This is a genomic window from Streptococcus dentiloxodontae, from assembly GCF_053206925.1.
In genome coordinates this window covers 1-15,989 of the sequence record NZ_JBRUHR010000012.1, presented here as the reverse complement: position 1 = coordinate 15,989, position 15,989 = coordinate 1, and the positions used below count along the sequence as shown (strand labels likewise).

Annotated in this window: 18 protein-coding genes; 4 read left to right on the top strand and 14 right to left on the bottom strand. The window is 38.7% G+C overall.

Features of this window, described 5'->3' with window-relative positions; all coding sequences use genetic code 11:
* The first annotated feature begins 20 nt into the window (after positions 1–20).
* The gene (locus tag ACVRZ8_RS06920; protein WP_447448591.1) at positions 21–1,217 is read left to right on the top strand and encodes an MFS transporter; all 1,197 of its coding nucleotides are present in this window, start codon (positions 21–23) and stop codon (positions 1,215–1,217) included.
* Between the two features lie 476 nt (positions 1,218–1,693).
* Here ACVRZ8_RS06920 and pynA read toward each other — a convergent pair whose 3' ends face one another.
* Genes pynA through relB form a run of 3 tightly spaced genes read right to left on the bottom strand, consistent with a single transcriptional unit; the run spans position 1,694 to position 3,051 of the window.
* A complete protein-coding gene (gene pynA / locus ACVRZ8_RS06915) occupies positions 1,694–2,395 on the bottom strand; it encodes a pyrimidine 5'-nucleotidase PynA (protein ID WP_447448619.1) in 702 nt (233 codons plus the stop codon).
* A 31-nt stretch (positions 2,396–2,426) separates the two neighbouring features.
* Complete coding sequence (locus ACVRZ8_RS06910) at positions 2,427–2,765, bottom strand: type II toxin-antitoxin system RelE/ParE family toxin (RefSeq protein ID WP_447448590.1); 339 nt, start codon at positions 2,763–2,765, stop codon at positions 2,427–2,429.
* Positions 2,758–3,051 carry a type II toxin-antitoxin system RelB/ParD family antitoxin gene (relB, locus tag ACVRZ8_RS06905; protein ID WP_447448589.1) on the bottom strand — a complete coding sequence of 98 codons (294 nt, stop codon included), beginning with the start codon at positions 3,049–3,051 and terminating at the stop codon, positions 2,758–2,760. The genes ACVRZ8_RS06910 and relB overlap by 8 nt, the downstream gene beginning before the upstream one ends.
* Positions 3,052–3,556: 505 nt before the next feature.
* Between relB and ACVRZ8_RS06900 the strand changes: the two genes are divergently transcribed.
* Both ACVRZ8_RS06900 and ACVRZ8_RS06895 read left to right on the top strand, forming a co-directional pair.
* The gene (locus ACVRZ8_RS06900; protein ID WP_447448588.1) at positions 3,557–4,933 is read left to right on the top strand and encodes an MFS transporter; all 1,377 of its coding nucleotides are present in this window, start codon (positions 3,557–3,559) and stop codon (positions 4,931–4,933) included.
* Positions 4,934–4,936: 3 nt separating this feature from the next.
* Positions 4,937–5,470, top strand: coding sequence for a PadR family transcriptional regulator (locus ACVRZ8_RS06895; RefSeq protein ID WP_447448587.1), 534 nt, complete (start codon positions 4,937–4,939; stop codon positions 5,468–5,470).
* Positions 5,471–5,831: 361 nt separating this feature from the next.
* On the opposite strand, the gene ACVRZ8_RS06890 is transcribed toward ACVRZ8_RS06895, so the two are convergent.
* The 6 genes from ACVRZ8_RS06890 to ACVRZ8_RS06865 form a co-directional block, all read right to left on the bottom strand.
* Positions 5,832–6,095: a nitroreductase family protein gene (locus ACVRZ8_RS06890; protein ID WP_447448586.1), complete on the bottom strand. Its 264-nt coding sequence runs from the start codon at positions 6,093–6,095 to the stop codon at positions 5,832–5,834.
* Positions 6,096–6,292: 197 nt separating this feature from the next.
* A complete protein-coding gene (locus ACVRZ8_RS06885) occupies positions 6,293–6,823 on the bottom strand; it encodes an ECF transporter S component (RefSeq protein WP_447448585.1) in 531 nt (176 codons plus the stop codon).
* 80 nt (positions 6,824–6,903) lie between these two features.
* A complete protein-coding gene (locus ACVRZ8_RS06880; protein ID WP_447448584.1) occupies positions 6,904–7,419 on the bottom strand; it encodes a transcription repressor NadR in 516 nt (171 codons plus the stop codon).
* A 117-nt stretch (positions 7,420–7,536) separates the two neighbouring features.
* Positions 7,537–8,232 carry a phosphoglycerate mutase gene (locus tag ACVRZ8_RS06875; RefSeq protein WP_447448583.1) on the bottom strand — a complete coding sequence of 232 codons (696 nt, stop codon included), beginning with the start codon at positions 8,230–8,232 and terminating at the stop codon, positions 7,537–7,539.
* A 138-nt stretch (positions 8,233–8,370) separates the two neighbouring features.
* The gene (locus tag ACVRZ8_RS06870) at positions 8,371–10,251 is read right to left on the bottom strand and encodes a heavy metal translocating P-type ATPase (RefSeq protein ID WP_447448582.1); all 1,881 of its coding nucleotides are present in this window, start codon (positions 10,249–10,251) and stop codon (positions 8,371–8,373) included.
* A gap of 2 nt (positions 10,252–10,253) precedes the next feature.
* Complete coding sequence (locus ACVRZ8_RS06865; protein WP_447448581.1) at positions 10,254–10,556, bottom strand: ArsR/SmtB family transcription factor; 303 nt, start codon at positions 10,554–10,556, stop codon at positions 10,254–10,256.
* 198 nt (positions 10,557–10,754) lie between these two features.
* On the opposite strand from ACVRZ8_RS06865, the gene ACVRZ8_RS06860 reads away from it, so the two are divergent.
* Positions 10,755–11,690, top strand: coding sequence for a dihydroorotate oxidase (locus tag ACVRZ8_RS06860; protein WP_447448580.1), 936 nt, complete (start codon positions 10,755–10,757; stop codon positions 11,688–11,690).
* A gap of 118 nt (positions 11,691–11,808) precedes the next feature.
* Here ACVRZ8_RS06860 and ACVRZ8_RS06855 read toward each other — a convergent pair whose 3' ends face one another.
* The 5 genes from ACVRZ8_RS06855 to ribD form a co-directional block, all read right to left on the bottom strand.
* On the bottom strand, positions 11,809–12,009 hold the full coding sequence (locus ACVRZ8_RS06855) for a hypothetical protein (RefSeq protein ID WP_447448579.1): 201 nt from the start codon (positions 12,007–12,009) through the stop codon (positions 11,809–11,811).
* A 120-nt stretch (positions 12,010–12,129) separates the two neighbouring features.
* The gene (gene ribH / locus ACVRZ8_RS06850; protein ID WP_447448578.1) at positions 12,130–12,603 is read right to left on the bottom strand and encodes a 6,7-dimethyl-8-ribityllumazine synthase; all 474 of its coding nucleotides are present in this window, start codon (positions 12,601–12,603) and stop codon (positions 12,130–12,132) included.
* Between the two features lie 13 nt (positions 12,604–12,616).
* Positions 12,617–13,792 (bottom strand): GTP cyclohydrolase II, encoded by a 1,176-nt coding sequence (ribA, locus tag ACVRZ8_RS06845; RefSeq protein ID WP_447448577.1) that lies wholly within the window; start codon positions 13,790–13,792, stop codon positions 12,617–12,619.
* On the bottom strand, positions 13,785–14,393 hold the full coding sequence (locus ACVRZ8_RS06840; protein WP_447448576.1) for a riboflavin synthase: 609 nt from the start codon (positions 14,391–14,393) through the stop codon (positions 13,785–13,787). The genes ribA and ACVRZ8_RS06840 overlap by 8 nt, the downstream gene beginning before the upstream one ends.
* Entirely contained in the window at positions 14,378–15,469 is a 1,092-nt protein-coding gene (gene ribD / locus ACVRZ8_RS06835) for a bifunctional diaminohydroxyphosphoribosylaminopyrimidine deaminase/5-amino-6-(5-phosphoribosylamino)uracil reductase RibD (RefSeq protein WP_447448575.1), read from the bottom strand. Before ribD ends, ACVRZ8_RS06840 begins: the two co-directional genes overlap by 16 nt.
* Positions 15,470–15,989: the final 520 nt, after the last annotated feature.

The window sequence follows — 15,989 nt, the reverse complement described above, 5'->3', positions numbered from 1 at the left end:
GAACATTTAGGAGAACGATCATGACAAAGCAAAAAACAGTTAATGCCTCTTCTTGGCTTTTTAAAGGAGCACTGCTTTCTTTATCTCTTTTGGCACAGACCGCACCTTCTATTTCTATCGCAAACACACAGCTAGCAGAGGCTTTCCCAAAAATCTCTCAATCAACTATTGAGCTGATTTCGACACTTCCTAACTTCAGCGTTCTTGTCCTCATTCTTTTTGCAGAAGTTATCGGCAATAAGTTTGGAATTAAGCGCACCATTCTCTTTGGCTTAACGCTCTACATTATCGGAGGTGTCCTTCCTGCGGTCGTAACAAGCTTTCCTATTATCATAGCGGCGCGTCTTCTCATGGGACTGGGAATCGGATTGTTCAATCCTTACTCTGTCAGCCTCATGTACAAATTCTACGAAGGACAGCAACTCAAAAGCATGCTTGGTTTTCAAAACACCGCTCAAAATCTCGGAAATGCAGCCTTCGGATTTCTTCTGTCAGCTTTGATTATCAGTGGCTGGCGTACGGCTTTTACTGGATTTTTCGTTGGCCTAATTCCGCTCATTCTCATTTGGATTTTTGTTACTATTCCTGATGATAAAACAGCAAGTTCCGAGACCCCTGCACCTGCTAAATCTAGCTTTAAGGAAGCGGTCAACGGTCATATCTTGCTTCTGGCCTTGCTTTTCCTTGTAACCTTTGCTATGTTTCTCATGATGACCATTAAAATGGCAGTGCTTGGGCAAGAAACGGGACTTTTCACACCATCTACAGCCTCTTCCATTTTAGCTCTCCTTGGCTTGGCCTCTATGGTGGCTGCTCTGCTTTATGCCCCTGTCTCAAAACTAATCGGCAACTTCATTCTGCCCGTCTCCTACACAGGAATTGCCCTTGGATTCTACCTTGTTGCAACAGCATCAAACACTGTTATCGTCACAACTGGCGTGGTTATCTCAGGAATCTTCTTTGGCTGGGTATTCCCACAGGCTTTTCTTCGCGTAGCGCAAGTAGGTCCTAAAAACGGCGGAACTTTAACAACTTCTGTCATTCTCATGGGGATCAATCTAGGCGCCGCCTTTGCCGCTCCTATGGTCAATGCCGTTGCAGGAGCATTTGGTCGGACAAGTGCCACAGGTGTTCTTGGTCTGGTAGCCATTGGATTTACCATCCTTGCAATCATTGAATATATCTACAATTTCTTTGATGCTAAAAAAGCATCCTAAAAATAAAATCAGACGCAAAGAAAATCAAAATCAGACTAGGCAACGTCTTAAGCAAATTCGCTGACGCTGAATTTGCTACGCCATGTCCTATAAGGACCTTGGCTAAAAAACCTTACTAGCTCGCCTACCGAAGCATTATCGGCTTCTCCGGCTCACGTCGCAAACGTCTTAAGAAAATCCGCTAATGCTGGATTTTCTACGCCAAGCTCTATGAAACTGGCTAAAAACCTTACTAGCTCGTTGGTGAAATAGTATCGATTTCACCTCCTCGCGTCGCAACGAACCGCAGGCAACTCAAAAGATCTGGGGGAGCTTTTGAGGTTATGGCAATAAGGAAAGCTTGCCTTTCCTCAAAAAGTATGGCAAGGCGAAGTTAACGATGTATTATTTGATTTTCAAAGAGTATAAAAACAAAATCAATTAAAAAAAGGACATCTATGCATTTATAGATGCCCTTTTTAGCTACAGCCATACCATCAAAAAATTGCTTTGTTTTCTAGAATTTCTTGGATTTCTTGATAAGTCGTTGCTTCAAAGGTAGGCCTTGCGGCTGTTTTATTTTCTTTTTTCTCAGGATTATACCAGACAGTGTCAATGCCAACATTATTACCACCTTGGATATCGGCTAATAAACTATCTCCAATCATCAAGGCTCTGCTATGGTCAAAATAAGTAATATCTTTAGCAATATAATCGTAAAAGGCTTTATCAGGTTTTTGAAAACCAATCCTATCTGAGATGAAAACCTGCTCAAAATAGGGCGCAATATCAGACTTGGCCATACGTCCCGTCTGAATTTTGGTAATCCCATTGGTCGCACCAAAAATACGATAACCATCATCAGTTAGATTTTCCAACAAGGTCTTAGCACCAGTCAAGGTCTGTCCCTGCTGGCTGAGAAAGTCCTGATAACGGTGGGCAAAGGCAGAACCATCTACTTGCTGGCCAAAATGAGCAAAAAGCCGTGCAAAACGCGTATTGACCAGCTCTTTCTTGCTGATTTTTTTCAAGGTCAAATCCTGCCAAAGCTGCTGATTCATGGGAATATAAAACGCCTTATAAGCCTGAACATCAGGCACTTGAGCCTCTTTCAATAATTGTGTTAAAGCCACATCTTCCGCCGCATTAAAATCCAAAAGCGTATGGTCAAGATCGAAGAGTAGAAATTTGTAAGACAAGAGGCTTTTTCCTTTCATTTTAGTGAATCTCTTACTTATTAAATAGTTTCGCCCAATTTTGCTTGGAACTCAATATTCTAGCAACGTAAATATCATGGTTCTCGATATAGTAAAAGGTCAAGTAATTCTCAATCGGCATGTAGCGATAGCGTTTACCATCATCTGTCAGTTCCCCATAGCCTCGGCTAGAAACCAATGGGCAAGCCTCTGGAAAAGTTTCCAAGGTTTCAAGAGCTGTTAGAATAAGGTCGAGTTTACCATCTGCCGATTGTTGACTGTAGAAATTGAGTAGAATATAATCATGTATCTCTCGTAAATCTTTCTTTGCTTGATCCGTAAGAGAAACATGGTAACGTTTATGATTATCCAAAACCAAATTCCTTTCTCACATCTGCCAAAGCAGTCAGCTTACCTTGCTCAATTTCTTGATGACCAAGAAGAATCTCCTTTTTCAAATCCTCAAAGGCGACTTGATATTTCGTCTCCTGAGAATCACTGGATACAAACTCTTTAGGGTCAACTGCTCCAGTCGCAATTTTACGAAGTGCTGCGTTTAGCACATCAGACAAGGTCACTTTCTCATTTGCCAATATTTCTTTTGTTTGTTGGTAAAAAGCGGAATCTGCTCTAAAATTCACTGGTTGAGTGCTTGCCATAATAACCACCTCATTGTAAAGATATTTTGTAAATACATTTTATCACACACAAAGCTACAAAGCAATCAAAAATGGTCATGATTCTAGCACTAAATATCATCATATTGTATCAAACTATCTAACGATTTGAAACTATCCAAACGATTACAGAAATTCAGTCAAAATTTCCAATTTGCCAAGAAATAACAACCAGTTCTTTCTTATTCGTTTAGCTTCAGCATATACGAAAACCCCTTGAAATCAAGCGATTCTAAGGGATTTTAATTGTTTATTTGTATCAATCAACTTCTACTGATTTTGAAGAGTAGAAATTTTAGGACAAATTCGCCTCTTTTATTGTACTTGACTTGACAATTGGGGGTCATAATTTCGATAATGAATAACAAATAAAGGTTATAAGCTTGTAAAAATTTTAATAAATGCTTGACAAGTAGTTTTACAATAAGTATAATATGAATTAAATTTATATAAATTTAATTCATATTATAGAAATAAGGTGATTAGTATGACTAAACAGCATAAACTTATTGTCCTTGCAATGTGTTTAGGAACATTTATTGTAATGCTTGATACAACTATCATGAATATTGCTTTACCAAGTATTCAAAATCAATTTTCTGTGACTCTTTCAGATTTATCTTTACCTTTAAATGCTTATACAATTCTTTTTGCTTCACTTACCATTCCTTTAGGAAAACTCGCAAATATTTTTGGAAAGAAGAGTTTTTATCTTTATGCTTTATTTTTATTTGCTTTAGGCTCGCTTGTTAGTGGTTTATCTCAGACTATCTTTTGGCTGACGTTAGGGAGAATTTTACAAAGTATTGGTGCAGCTGTCATTTTTCCTTTAAGTATGGATATGGCTATTTCTTCACAAAAAGATATTTATCGAAGTAAGGCAACTTTAATTGTGGGTATTACTCAAGGTTCCGCTTCCGCTTTTGGTCCCACTATTGGTGGTACTCTAATTCATTTCTTAGGTTGGCGATGGATTTTTCTTATCAATATTCCAATTGCGCTATTTTCACTTTTACTTACCCTCTTTTATTTGCCTTCAGTTAATGAAAAAATAGAAAATACTAAAATTGATTGGCTAGGAACAATGGGAATGGTAATTGGTCTCTTTACATTAACTCTATTTCTAATAAATATCAGAAGTGAAGGGCTGTCTTTACTGATGTTATCTTTACTCTTTGTTTCCCTACTAAGTTTTATTTTCTTTATCTGGCATGAAAAAAGGATTAGTAATCCTGTTATAGATTTTAGTTTGTTTCAAAGCTCAAACTTTAATATGGCAACTATCGGAACTATTTTAGGACAGATTCTGTTAGTTGGATTTATGGTATTAATGCCTACATTCTTTGAAAATATTTTCCATAAAACTGCCTTACAAGCTGCTTTATTGATTACACCGTCTACTTTTATGATTTTCCTCTTATCTCCTTTCGCCGGTAAATTGATTAAGAAAGTACGACCTTATTATTTATTAGCATTTGGATTTCTCACCATTGGTCTAGGATATTTAGGGCTATCTTTTCTTCAGCTTCCTTTTAACTATATTTTTTACATCATTTGTAGTATATTTATAGGAGCGGGATATGGGCTAATTGTTGGTCCAATTAGCGTTTTATCAACTTCTGATTTTAGGGGAAGTCGTTTAACAGTCTCGCAGAGTGTAATCGGTGTGTTGAGACAGTTAGGAACAGTTTTAGCAACAACTCTTTTTATTAGTGGCTTAACTTATAATCTCTCATTGGCAAAAGGGTTGAAGGATTATATTTCTTCGTTTACTAGCATTTATCTTTATGCAGCACCTGTTGCATTCGTATTAGTGTTATTATTTTGGTATCTTCCAAATAAATTCATAAATGTAAGGAAGTAAAAAATGAGAAGTGAAGATGTTTTATTAGGAATCTTATCTGAATCTCCTTCAACGGGGTACGAAATTAAGCAAAAATTTGAAACAGTTTTTAGCAATTTTTATAATGCTTCTTTTGGCAGCATTTATCCAATTCTCCACAAGCTAGAACAACAAGAAAAAATTGAAGTTTCAGTTGTTCATCAGGATGGTAAACCTGATAAAAAGGTTTATACAATTACTGAAAATGGATTAAAGTCTTTTTATTACTATCTTCAAACAGAAATTGAACCTCGGAAAAATAAATGGGATTTCATGGTGCGAATGTATTTTGCAGATAACTTGCCAATCCAAAAACAGAAAGAAATAATTGATGTTGAATTGATGAGACAAGAAGATAGTTTAGAACAGTTACTCGAACTTCAAAAATTACTCGAAAAACGGATGAATAGATTTCAAAAATTTAGCCTAGAAACTGGATTGAAACAAAAAGAGGTTTTAATTGAGGAGTTGAAGCAATTAAAAAAGGAAAAAGAGAAGACCTCTTTGTCAAATAAATAAAACAAACATTCTATTTCCTATGCTTGGAATCCTAAATAAGTGACAGAAGTAGAAGCCAAACAGCATGCGAAACTCCTTTTAATAACAAGAAAATGACCTAGGAAAATCTCTAAGTCATTTTTTCGTTTTCTAAACTTCCTTTTGTTTATAGCTTACCGTAGTAAGTAAATAACAACCTCAGAATTCTAAAAAATAGTCACCTAATTTGATACATCACTTTGAAACTAAGTCAGATAAAGGTAGTCATGAACCCCAAAATCTAAAGCAGCTATAACTATAAATATTAGTGTGAATTAGCCATCCTTTAAAATAGTATATTATGTTTTTTTACTACCCAATTCATCTAATCTCCAATATTATTCTATTCAATGATTTCGGCAAATTCCTCAACAGTATTTCTCACATGTGGATAACCCGCCTGTAAGGCCTTGCCCACTGGCAGCATCAAAATTGGTTCCCAATCATTCGGTACTTTGAGATAGGTTTTAATTACCTCAAAATCAACACCCCGCATAGGTACGCTATCATAGCCAAAAGTTCGCACCACCTGCATGAGATTCATAGCAAATAGACCAACATCTAATCGCAAACCCTCAATCCCCTTTTCTTCATTCCTCACAATCATCTTTTCATTATGCAATGACAAATGAAACTGTGAACCCTGTAAATAAATATCCGACATATCGCCCCCACAAATTTTGATAAAGGGTATCATTATATCATCTACCTACTTTTTGTCAAGAGTAATATAAAAATAATATGATTACAGATTTTATAGACTATTGGCAAATTAAAAAGCCACCCAGGCCAGGGTGACTTAAGTTAGATTTTGAAACCTGCTTTTTTAGTTAAGAAAAACCAGATATAATAAGCAATGTAAAAATCAATGAGACCGTGAATAACTGAGCCAACTGCCACTAGGCTAAAAAGTGTCCACAGATAAGCTGCAGTCAAGGTTGTTGTTGCCAAAACTGTTACCACAAGAAATTCTGCTAAACCATGAATGATATTTACCCAAAAAGCGAATACAAAAGTAGAAACGGGCTTTTCTAAAGTCTGCGGACGCTTTTTAAGGTAAACAGCTGCGATGACAGCAAAAATCAAATGAGACAGCGCACGAAAAACAATGATTGTTGGAAAACCAGAAACTAGAAAACCAACTGCAGTCCCAACACCAACAAAAAATGCAACGACTGGTGAAATAAAAATGGCCAGAAAAAGCGGTACATGACTGGCTAAAGTATAGGAAGCCGGTTCAACAATTAATTTAACTGGCATAATAATGGGAATAATAATTCCAAAAGCAGTCAGAACTGCAGCCAAAGCTAGATGTTTTGTCTCTTGTCGTCTCATTAATAATCTCTCTTTTTAGTAATGGTATTATTATAAAAGTTTTTCAATCAGGTGTCAAGACACCTGTAATATCCCGTAGATTAAACAAGCAGAAATCCTTCTGCTGCCAAACTTTTTTTAATCTGTTCAAAAGTATCGCTATCTTGACAAGCTATTGTATGCAGGTGGATACCTTCTGTTAAACTGGACAAAAGCTCTGCTTTTGATTGAGATAGGCGCTGCCAAAAACGATTTGCGTCGTCTTGATTTTTGATTTGCAGCTGAGCAGTTAAAAGACCGTAAAGAGGGTGTTCCACTTCAACATCAAGAATTTGACCGCCATTAGCCACAATAATATCCAGTTCCCTTTTTGTTTCCTCTAAACTATGATGACAGACAATTTTTCCTGTGAAACCACTGACTGTAACAGCTGGAGATAGAATATAGCCCTTGGGAGTAGATAAAATATCCCAACCATTAGCCCTTAAAAGCGCCACATCTCCCACAATAATCTGTCGGCTAACGCCTACTTGCTCTGCCAGCTTTGAGGCAGAAATAGGTTCACTGGCCATCAGCAATAACTTGGAAATGACTTGACGTCGCTCTTTAGCTTTCATATTGTTCCTCCATTTTCTTTTTTTATCTTACCACAAAAATAAGAAACACAGTAATGACAGCTTCTAGTAGGCAATAAAACGAAAAACCAAATCCGAAGATTTGGCTTTAAGTCTTGATTATTTGTCACCAAGGTAATATTCTGCAGTAACATTCAAATGTTCGTCAAATTCAAACACCAATGGTGGGAAGTTTGGAATTTCAACACCCATGATTTCATCGTCTGAGAGACCTTTGATATGTTTTACAAGGGCGCGGATTGAGTTACCATGTGCACCAACGAAAACATTTTTACCATCAACAAGAGCTGGGCCGATTTTGTCTTCCCAGAAAGGAAGGGCACGTTCCAAAGTGACTTTCAAGTTTTCTGCATCTGGGATAACAGATTGGTCAAGGTGTGCATAACGACGGTCAGTATGAGCTGAATATTCGTCATCTTTTGCCATGTCTGGTGGCAAAACATCATATGAACGACGCCAGATGTGAACTTGTTCGTCACCAAATTGCTCTGCTGCTTCAGCTTTGTTTTTACCAGTTAAACCACCATAGTGACGTTCGTTCAAGCGCCATGATTTTTCAACTGGAACCCAAAGCTGATCTGCTGCTTCAAGAGCAAGGTTAGTTGTTTTGATAGCACGTTTCAAAACTGATGTATAGGCAACATCAAATTCGATACCTGCTTCTTTGATCAATTTACCAGCATCAATAGCTTGTTGAGTTCCTTTGTCTGAAAGGTCAACGTCAGCCCAACCAGTAAAGAGGTTTGCTTTGTTCCATTCTGACTCACCGTGGCGAGCAAAAACCAATTTTACCATTAGTTGTGTCTCCTTCAAAAGATAACATAGCTTATAAAAGCTGTGTTTTGTTTTATTTGCGACATAAATGTCGCCTACCTTTTCATTTTACAAAAAATTACTGAAAAAAGCTACTAAAATAACGTTTTCATTAAAATTTTAACTTTTTAATGCTCGCATAGCATTGAGAACCGCCAAAACTGTGACACCAACATCCGCAAAAATAGCCAACCACATATTAGCAAAGCCCATAGTAGCTAAAAGTAAGACTAAAATTTTCACAGCAATTGAGAAAATAGCATTTTCGTGAGCAATTCTAATGGTTTTTCTGGCAATGATAATGGCTTGCGCTATTTTGCTTAATTGGTCATTCATAACAACAACATCGGCGGCTTCAATCGCCGCATCACTGCCTAAACCTCCCATGGCAATACCGACATCCGCTCGTGCTAGAACAGGCGCATCATTGATGCCATCACCAACAAAGCCGACAGCTTTCTTTGGAGATTTATGATTGAGATAAAACTCAAGTTCTGACACTTTGTCAGCGGGTAGTAGGCTTGCTTTGTAATCAGTCAAGTCCAACTCAGCAGCTACAGCTTGAGCAACCTTTTCCTGATCTCCCGTTAACATAACTAAATGTTTGAGGCCTAAATGTTGTAGTTTGTGCAGGGCATTCTTTGTATCAGGCTTGATTCGGTCAGAAATGACGATATGACCTGCATAAACACCATCAATAGCCACATGAACGATAGTTCCTACCTGATGACAGACTTTCCAGTCCGCACCAAGTAGATCCATATATTTTGTATTGCCAACAGCCACAATATGACCGTTCACATTAGCACTAATGCCATGACCTGCCGTTTCAACGACATCGGTAATCAAACAATCATCAGCTTCTTTTTGATAAGCAGTGCGCAGCGATTGTGCAATGGGGTGGCTAGAAAAACGTTCCACATGGCTTGCCAAGTGTAAAAGGCGCTCTTCATCAATTCCCTTAGGATGCAGGGCAGTTACTGTGAAAACACCCTCGGTCAGCGTTCCAGTTTTATCAAAGACGAGTGTTTCAAGATGGGCAAGATTTTCCAGATAATTTGATCCCTTAACTAAGACGCCAGCCTTGGAGCTGGCTCCCAAACCTCCGAAAAAACTCATGGGAATAGAAATAACTAAAGCGCAGGGACAGGAAATAACCAGAAAAGTCAGGGCTCTGCTAAACCATTCTGGAAAGTTTTCTACAAAACTTCCTGAAAAAATCGGTGGCACAAAAGCAACCAGCACTGCTAACACGACAACAGTTGGAGTGTAGATTGCAGCGAAACGAGTAATAAAAGTTTCATTTCTAGACTTATTAGCCGCAGAGTGCTGCATCAAATCAAGAATTTTAGTCAGGGTTGATTCTTCCAGAGGACGCAGAACCTTGACGCGAATGAGTCCTGTCATGTTGATAGTCCCAGAAAGTACTTCGTCACCGACATCCACAGAACGTGGTAAACTTTCACCCGTCAGTGCTGCTGTATCAATTTGTGATTTACCTTCAATGATAATACCATCAACAGCAACTTTTTCCCCAGACCTAATCAGGATGATTTGTCCCTTTTTCAACTCTTTCGGCGAAACAGTAAGCAAGTCTCCATCCTTCTCTAGTTGAACAGTGTCAGGCCGTAAATCTAGCAGGGCAGAGATAGATTTTTCACTGCTGCCTTCTGCAATGTGTTCAAAAAGTTCGCCAATCTGATAAAAAATCATGACAAAAACAGCTTCCGCAAACTCTGCTTCTCCTGTCATGAAACTCAGAGCGAAAGCTCCAATTGTGGCTAAAGACATGAGAAAATGTTCACTGAAAACCTTACCTTGCCTGATCTTTTTAAAAGCCTTACCCAAAACATCATATCCTGCCAGCAGATAAGGAAATAAATAGAGCAAAGCTTGAAGCGGCAAAGACAGCTCTGCCATTTTACTAAAACCATAGACGAAAATCAAAATGAAACTCGCCAAAACAATACGGATCAGCCGCTTTTTATCCTTGCTTGTCATAACTAATCCTCCTGATAATGCTCTACGACCGAGGTTAAGACTCGGTTGATGTGCTCATCTGCCAGCGAATAGATTTGATTTTTTCCGTCACGCCGTGATGAGACGATTTTTAAATGTTTTAACAAGGTTAATTGGTGTGAAATTGCCGATGGCGTCATGTCTAAAATCTCAGCAAGTTCACTGGAACGCAGTTCTCCTTGGCTCAGACACCAAAGAATTTGACTTCTGGTATCATTCCCCAATGCTTTAAAAAAACTTGAAACATCTTTTAATAAATCAATTTCTAATAAGTCCTTTTTTTCCATTTGATTCTTCCCTTGAAATGCCAATTTATTGAATATTATGATTGAACATTTGCTCAATTGTTCTTTAGTTCTATTATATGCTTTCAAAAGTATTTTTGCAATCCTTTATATCAATAAAATAGTATTGTTCGGAAAATACTTGCTTTAGGATTTTTTTAATAGTAAAATAGAGTAAATCATTTACAATAGGGGAATATTATGCCATCAACTGCAACCAAAATCGGAAATTTTACCTTTGACAACTGCCTCATGAATGCTGCTGGTGTCTACTGCATGACCAAGGATGAATTGGCGGAGGTCGAGGCTTCTGCTGCTGGCTCATTTGTTACCAAAACAGGGACTCTTGAACCACGTTTAGGAAATCCAGAGCCCCGCTATGTCAATGTTCCATTGGGCTCTATCAATTCAATGGGACTGCCAAATAACGGTTTTAATTATTATCTGGATTATGTGATCGAACTGCAAAATCAACCTCATACTAAAAACCATTTCCTATCTGTCGTTGGTTTGTCTGTTGATGAGACGCATAAAATTCTTCAAACAATTCAGGACAGTGACTATCAAGGGTTGGTGGAACTCAACCTTTCTTGTCCAAACGTCCCTGGCAAACCTCAAATTGCCTATGATTTTGAAACAACAACCGAAATTTTAACTAAAGTATTCTCCTACTACACTAAGCCTCTTGGAGTGAAATTACCGCCTTATTTTGATATTGTTCATTTTGATCAGGCAGCTGCTGTTTTCAATCAATTTCCACTGGCTTTTGTTAACTGTGTAAACTCTATTGGTAATGGGCTTTACGTTGATGACGAGGCCGTGGTTATCAAACCTAAAAATGGTTTTGGCGGTATCGGAGGCGACTACATTAAACCAACTGCCCTTGCTAATGTCCATGCCTTTTATCAACGTTTAAAACCAGAAATCAAAATTATTGGAACAGGTGGCGTTAAAACCGGTCGTGATGCTTTTGAACATATTCTCTGCGGAGCCAGCATGGTTCAAATTGGTACAGCTCTTCAAAAAGAAGGAGTTCAAGTCTTTGAACGTATTACTGATGAACTTAGAGCCATTATGGAGGAAAAAGGATACAGCAGCCTCGAAGATTTCCGCGGTAAACTCCAATATATTGATTAACAAACTAAAGTCACATCTGTGGCTTTTTTTTATTGGGTCACTAATCTTAAATTCTCATTAACAAATAACATAGTATCCATATACTAAATAAAAAAATCCGCCCTAGCAGAGCGAGATTTTAAAATAGGGAGTCATCTTCTAAACGGTCTTCTAGTTCTTGAATTTTATCTTGTTTATTAGATGTTTCAGCCTGTCTTTCTTTTGATTGAGCAATTTTCTCTTCACTCGGTTTCATTGCCCGCATGATAAAAACGAAGGAAATGATTTTAAACAGTGAAAAGATTAAAAGTCCTATAATAACAATATGCAAAACGGTCATTCGAAGTCCTCACTAACTTCTGTAAGATTATATAGATTTCTGAAGACAAAAGCTCTATCAGTATTTTGATTATAACATAATAAGGTTCGTCATAACAATCTATAAAGCTGCCCGTCCATATTAACCTTCTTTAATCTGTTCTGTTAGAGACATCATTTCCAAGAGACTTTGAGCTGTTTCATAACCTTTGTTACCAGCCTTGGTGCCTGAGCGCTCAATCGCCTGCTCAATGTCTTCTGTTGTCAAGACACCAAAGATAAGCGGAATCTTGCTTTCAAGATTGAGGTGACCAACCCCTTTAGCCACTTCATTGCAAACCAAGTCATAATGACTAGTGCCCCCGCGGATGACACAGCCTAAAGTTAAGATGCCATCATAATCTTTATGTGCCAGTAACTGTTGTGCTAAATAAGGAATTTCAAAAGCTCCCGGTACCCAATAAACATCAATATTTTCTTCTGCCAGACCATGGCGCAGCAAATTATCCTTAGCACCCGCCAGCAGTTTTGAGGTAATAAATTCGTTAAAACGGGTCACAATAATCGCAACTCTTTTCTCTTTATTTACATTAAATTGTCCTTCAAATACAGTCATTTTATATCCTTTCTTATAATTGAATATCGTGTTGAAATTTTTCTTTTTTAGTTCTGAGATAAGTGATATTTTCCTGACGTGCAGGAATTTGAAGAGGCAGGCGTTCCGTTACACTTATACCTGTTGCCTCCAACTGTTGAACCTTATCAGGGTTATTGGTTAAGAGTCTAACCTTTTCTACTCCTAAGTAATCTAAAACAGATTTGGCAAAATCATAATGGCGTTCGTCTGCTGCAAAGCCGAGCTCAATATTGGCATCATAAGTGTCAAATCCTTTATCTTGTAACTGATAAGCGCGCAGCTTATTTTTCAAACCAATACCGCGGCCTTCCTGTCTAAGATAAAGAATAGCGCCACTGCCTTCCTTTTCAATCAGTTTCATGGCTGTTTCCAATTGTTCACCACAGTCACAGCGCACTGATGAAAAAATATCTCCTGTCGCACACTCCGAATGAATCCGAAAGAGCGGAGCCTCTTCTTGACTCAGGTCACCTTTTGATAAAAGCAGATTTTCCTTGCCTTGACTATCCTCAAAAAGAGTCAGGTCAAAGTGCCCATATCGGGTAGGTAAAGTTGTTTTCACTGCTTCCTGAAAACGCAAGTAAGTTGCCAGCTCTTCTATTGAAATTAAGGGCATTTGCCAGTCTTGAGCCAGCTTTTCTAAATCTTTTCGTCTGGCCATATGCCCATCATCCTTGAGAATCTCACAAATATAAGCGGCGGCTGTCGAACCAGCTAAATGAGCTAAGTCAAGCGCCCCTTCTGTGTGTCCGCGTCTTGTGAGAACACCGCCAGTTTTTCCGATCAAAGGAAAGATATGCCCAGGCCTATGAAAATCATGAGCTCTGCTATTACCAAGCGCTAAAGCATGAATGGTCGCTGCTCGATCAAAAGCAGAAATACCAGTCGAAGTCGTCTTGTGATCAACACTGACCGTAAAAGCCGTCCCAAAGTCATCTGTATTTTCCTGCAGCATATCTGATAAATCTAGTCGATTGGCAATTTCTTTGGAAACAGGAGCACAGATGAGACCACGCGCGTATTTGGTCATAAAATTAATATTTTCAGCAGTGACCAAATCAGCCAGACCAACCAAATCTCCTTCTGCTTCGCGCTCATCATCATCAACTAAAATAATGAGCTCTCCTCTTTTTAATCGTTCAATCGCTACTTCTATTTTTTTAAACATAGGCTCTCCTTTCACCTTTAAACTGAGCTTTGATATATTTTCCGAGAATATCCGTTTCAATATTAACACTATCTCCAACTTTCAGTTGACCGAGGTTCGTTTCCTGACGGCTATGAGGAATAAGAGAAATGGTAAAGGACTGATTATCACAAGAAACAACCGTCAAACTGACACCGTTGATGGCAACTGAGCCTTGAGGAATAATTTCTCCCTCATGTTCGCTGGGATATGAAAACGTTAAAATAAGGGCATTTTCTAAAGATTTTTTGACCAACAAGCGACTCTGACTGTCAATATGCCCCGTGACAATATGTCCTTCAAAGCGGCTGCTTGCTGTCATAGCTAGCTCAATATTAACAGTATCATTTATATGCTTTTGCGATAGGCAAGTGCGTTTAAAGGTTTCTGGCATGATATCGACAGTGAACTGGCGACCTTTTTTAGAAATGCAGGTCAGGCAGGCACCATCAACAGCGATACTGTCACCGATTTTAATCTGAGCCAGTAAAGTAGCCGAAATTTGGCAGGTCAACTGAATGCCTTTGCTACTGTGATGAAGACGAATAATCTTCCCCTTTTCCTGAATTAATCCTGTAAACATGATGCTAACCTTCCTTTCTTAGCGGAAATGCGCCAGTCCTGACCAATTTGCTCTAAAGAGACATCGGATAGCCGTGTCATTGCTTTAGCATTTCTTAGGCTGCTGAGACTGGGCAGAGCATTGCCCCCCAAAAGTGTCGGACTTAAGTAAAGTAACCATTCATCCCACAAATCCGCTTCATAAAAAGCATCATGAATGCGGCCGCCACCTTCAACATAGAGAGACTGAATACCTTCTTGAGCTAATCTAGCAACAACTTCAGAAACCGTCCATTGCTTGGCAGTAAAAACAGTGACATGACTGGGCAAGTCTGCTGCTTCCTGCTGACTCAACTCTCTCTGAGTAAAAACATAAAGCGGTGCCTGATTCTTGTTAAAAAGAGCTAGCTGCTGTTGCTTGAAAATGCGGCCTCTGCGATCTAAGACGATACGAATGGGAGGATAGAGGCTGCTGTTTTTTCCTAAAAGGCTGGGATTGTCCACCAAAACAGTTTCACTGCCAACCAGAATCGCTTGAAAGTGATCACGCTCCTCATGAACCAATTGATTAGCCATGGAGCCAGTCAGCTGTGTACGTTCCCCCTTCAAGGCTATTTTCCCATCCAAACTCATAGCAGTCTTCAAAACAATGTAAGGTCTGCCTGTTTGATAAAAATGATTGTAATAAGGATTGAGAGCTCGTGCCTCTTCTTCCAGAAGACCCGTTTCAACTGACAAACCGTGACTTTCCAGAAATTGTTTGCCCTTACCAGAAACAAGCGGATTGGGGTCTAATTGAGCAATAACAACCCGTTTAATACCCGCTTCAAGAATGGCTTGTGTGCAAGGCGACTGTTTGCCTTGGTGATGACAGGGTTCCAAGGTGACATAAAGGGTATCACCTTCTAAAACTTCTGAACTCGAACAGGCCTCTATAGCATTTCTTTCGGCATGGTAATCCCCATATTTCAAATGGGCTCCACAGGCTACAACCTGAGCATCTTTTACAATGACAGCTCCAACAAGGGGATTGGTATAAGTCTGTTTAAACCCTTTTTTAGCTTTTTCAATAGCTAAAGCCATGAATGTTTTGTCCATTTTAACTCCTCTCATTATGAATTCAAATAGACTGTCAACAGGAAAACAGGGAGAGTCTTTTCTTTGTTATATAGTCATTCAGTTTTTCTTTTATGACTTCGTTAACTCGCTTTACTGTACTCAAGCAAAGCCTGCAGCTCGTCGCGACGCGAGGAGGTGAAATCGATATTATTTCACCAACGAGCTAGTAAGGTCTTTAGCCAGCTCCATAGAGCTTGGCGTAGAAAATCCAGCATTAGCGGATTTTCTTAAGACGTTGCCTCATACTAAAAGCAAACTGAAAAACGATACAAAACAAAAACCCGCTATCTAAAGATAACGGGGCAAAAGTAAAAGAAATCAAATTAATCAAACAATTAATTAAGAGCACAAGTTCTGCAAAAACAGAAATTGGGGCTCTTTGTCAACTGTAGTGGGTGACTTATAACTAAGCACGAGAGAGAATCAGATTGGTTCTCTCTCTTTGCATGTTCAAAGCGATAAGAATTTTAGTTTTAAAGTTTTTGAAGTTTCGAAAGCC

Coding starts and splice junctions, on each gene's coding strand:
- ACVRZ8_RS06920 (WP_447448591.1), top strand. CDS start 21: ATGACAAAGCAAAAAACAGTTAATGCCTCTTCTTGGCTTTTTAAAGGA.
- relB (WP_447448589.1), bottom strand. CDS start 3,051: ATGGCAAGCACTCAACCAGTGAATTTTAGAGCAGATTCCGCTTTTTAC.
- ACVRZ8_RS06900 (WP_447448588.1), top strand. CDS start 3,557: ATGACTAAACAGCATAAACTTATTGTCCTTGCAATGTGTTTAGGAACA.
- ACVRZ8_RS06895 (WP_447448587.1), top strand. CDS start 4,937: ATGAGAAGTGAAGATGTTTTATTAGGAATCTTATCTGAATCTCCTTCA.
- ACVRZ8_RS06890 (WP_447448586.1), bottom strand. CDS start 6,095: ATGATTGTGAGGAATGAAGAAAAGGGGATTGAGGGTTTGCGATTAGAT.
- ACVRZ8_RS06885 (WP_447448585.1), bottom strand. CDS start 6,823: ATGAGACGACAAGAGACAAAACATCTAGCTTTGGCTGCAGTTCTGACT.
- ACVRZ8_RS06880 (WP_447448584.1), bottom strand. CDS start 7,419: ATGAAAGCTAAAGAGCGACGTCAAGTCATTTCCAAGTTATTGCTGATG.
- ACVRZ8_RS06875 (WP_447448583.1), bottom strand. CDS start 8,232: ATGGTAAAATTGGTTTTTGCTCGCCACGGTGAGTCAGAATGGAACAAA.
- ACVRZ8_RS06870 (WP_447448582.1), bottom strand. CDS start 10,251: ATGACAAGCAAGGATAAAAAGCGGCTGATCCGTATTGTTTTGGCGAGT.
- ACVRZ8_RS06865 (WP_447448581.1), bottom strand. CDS start 10,556: ATGGAAAAAAAGGACTTATTAGAAATTGATTTATTAAAAGATGTTTCA.
- ACVRZ8_RS06860 (WP_447448580.1), top strand. CDS start 10,755: ATGCCATCAACTGCAACCAAAATCGGAAATTTTACCTTTGACAACTGC.
- ACVRZ8_RS06855 (WP_447448579.1), bottom strand. CDS start 12,009: ATGACCGTTTTGCATATTGTTATTATAGGACTTTTAATCTTTTCACTG.
- ribH (WP_447448578.1), bottom strand. CDS start 12,603: ATGACTGTATTTGAAGGACAATTTAATGTAAATAAAGAGAAAAGAGTT.
- ribA (WP_447448577.1), bottom strand. CDS start 13,792: ATGTTTAAAAAAATAGAAGTAGCGATTGAACGATTAAAAAGAGGAGAG.
- ACVRZ8_RS06840 (WP_447448576.1), bottom strand. CDS start 14,393: ATGTTTACAGGATTAATTCAGGAAAAGGGGAAGATTATTCGTCTTCAT.
- ribD (WP_447448575.1), bottom strand. CDS start 15,469: ATGGACAAAACATTCATGGCTTTAGCTATTGAAAAAGCTAAAAAAGGG.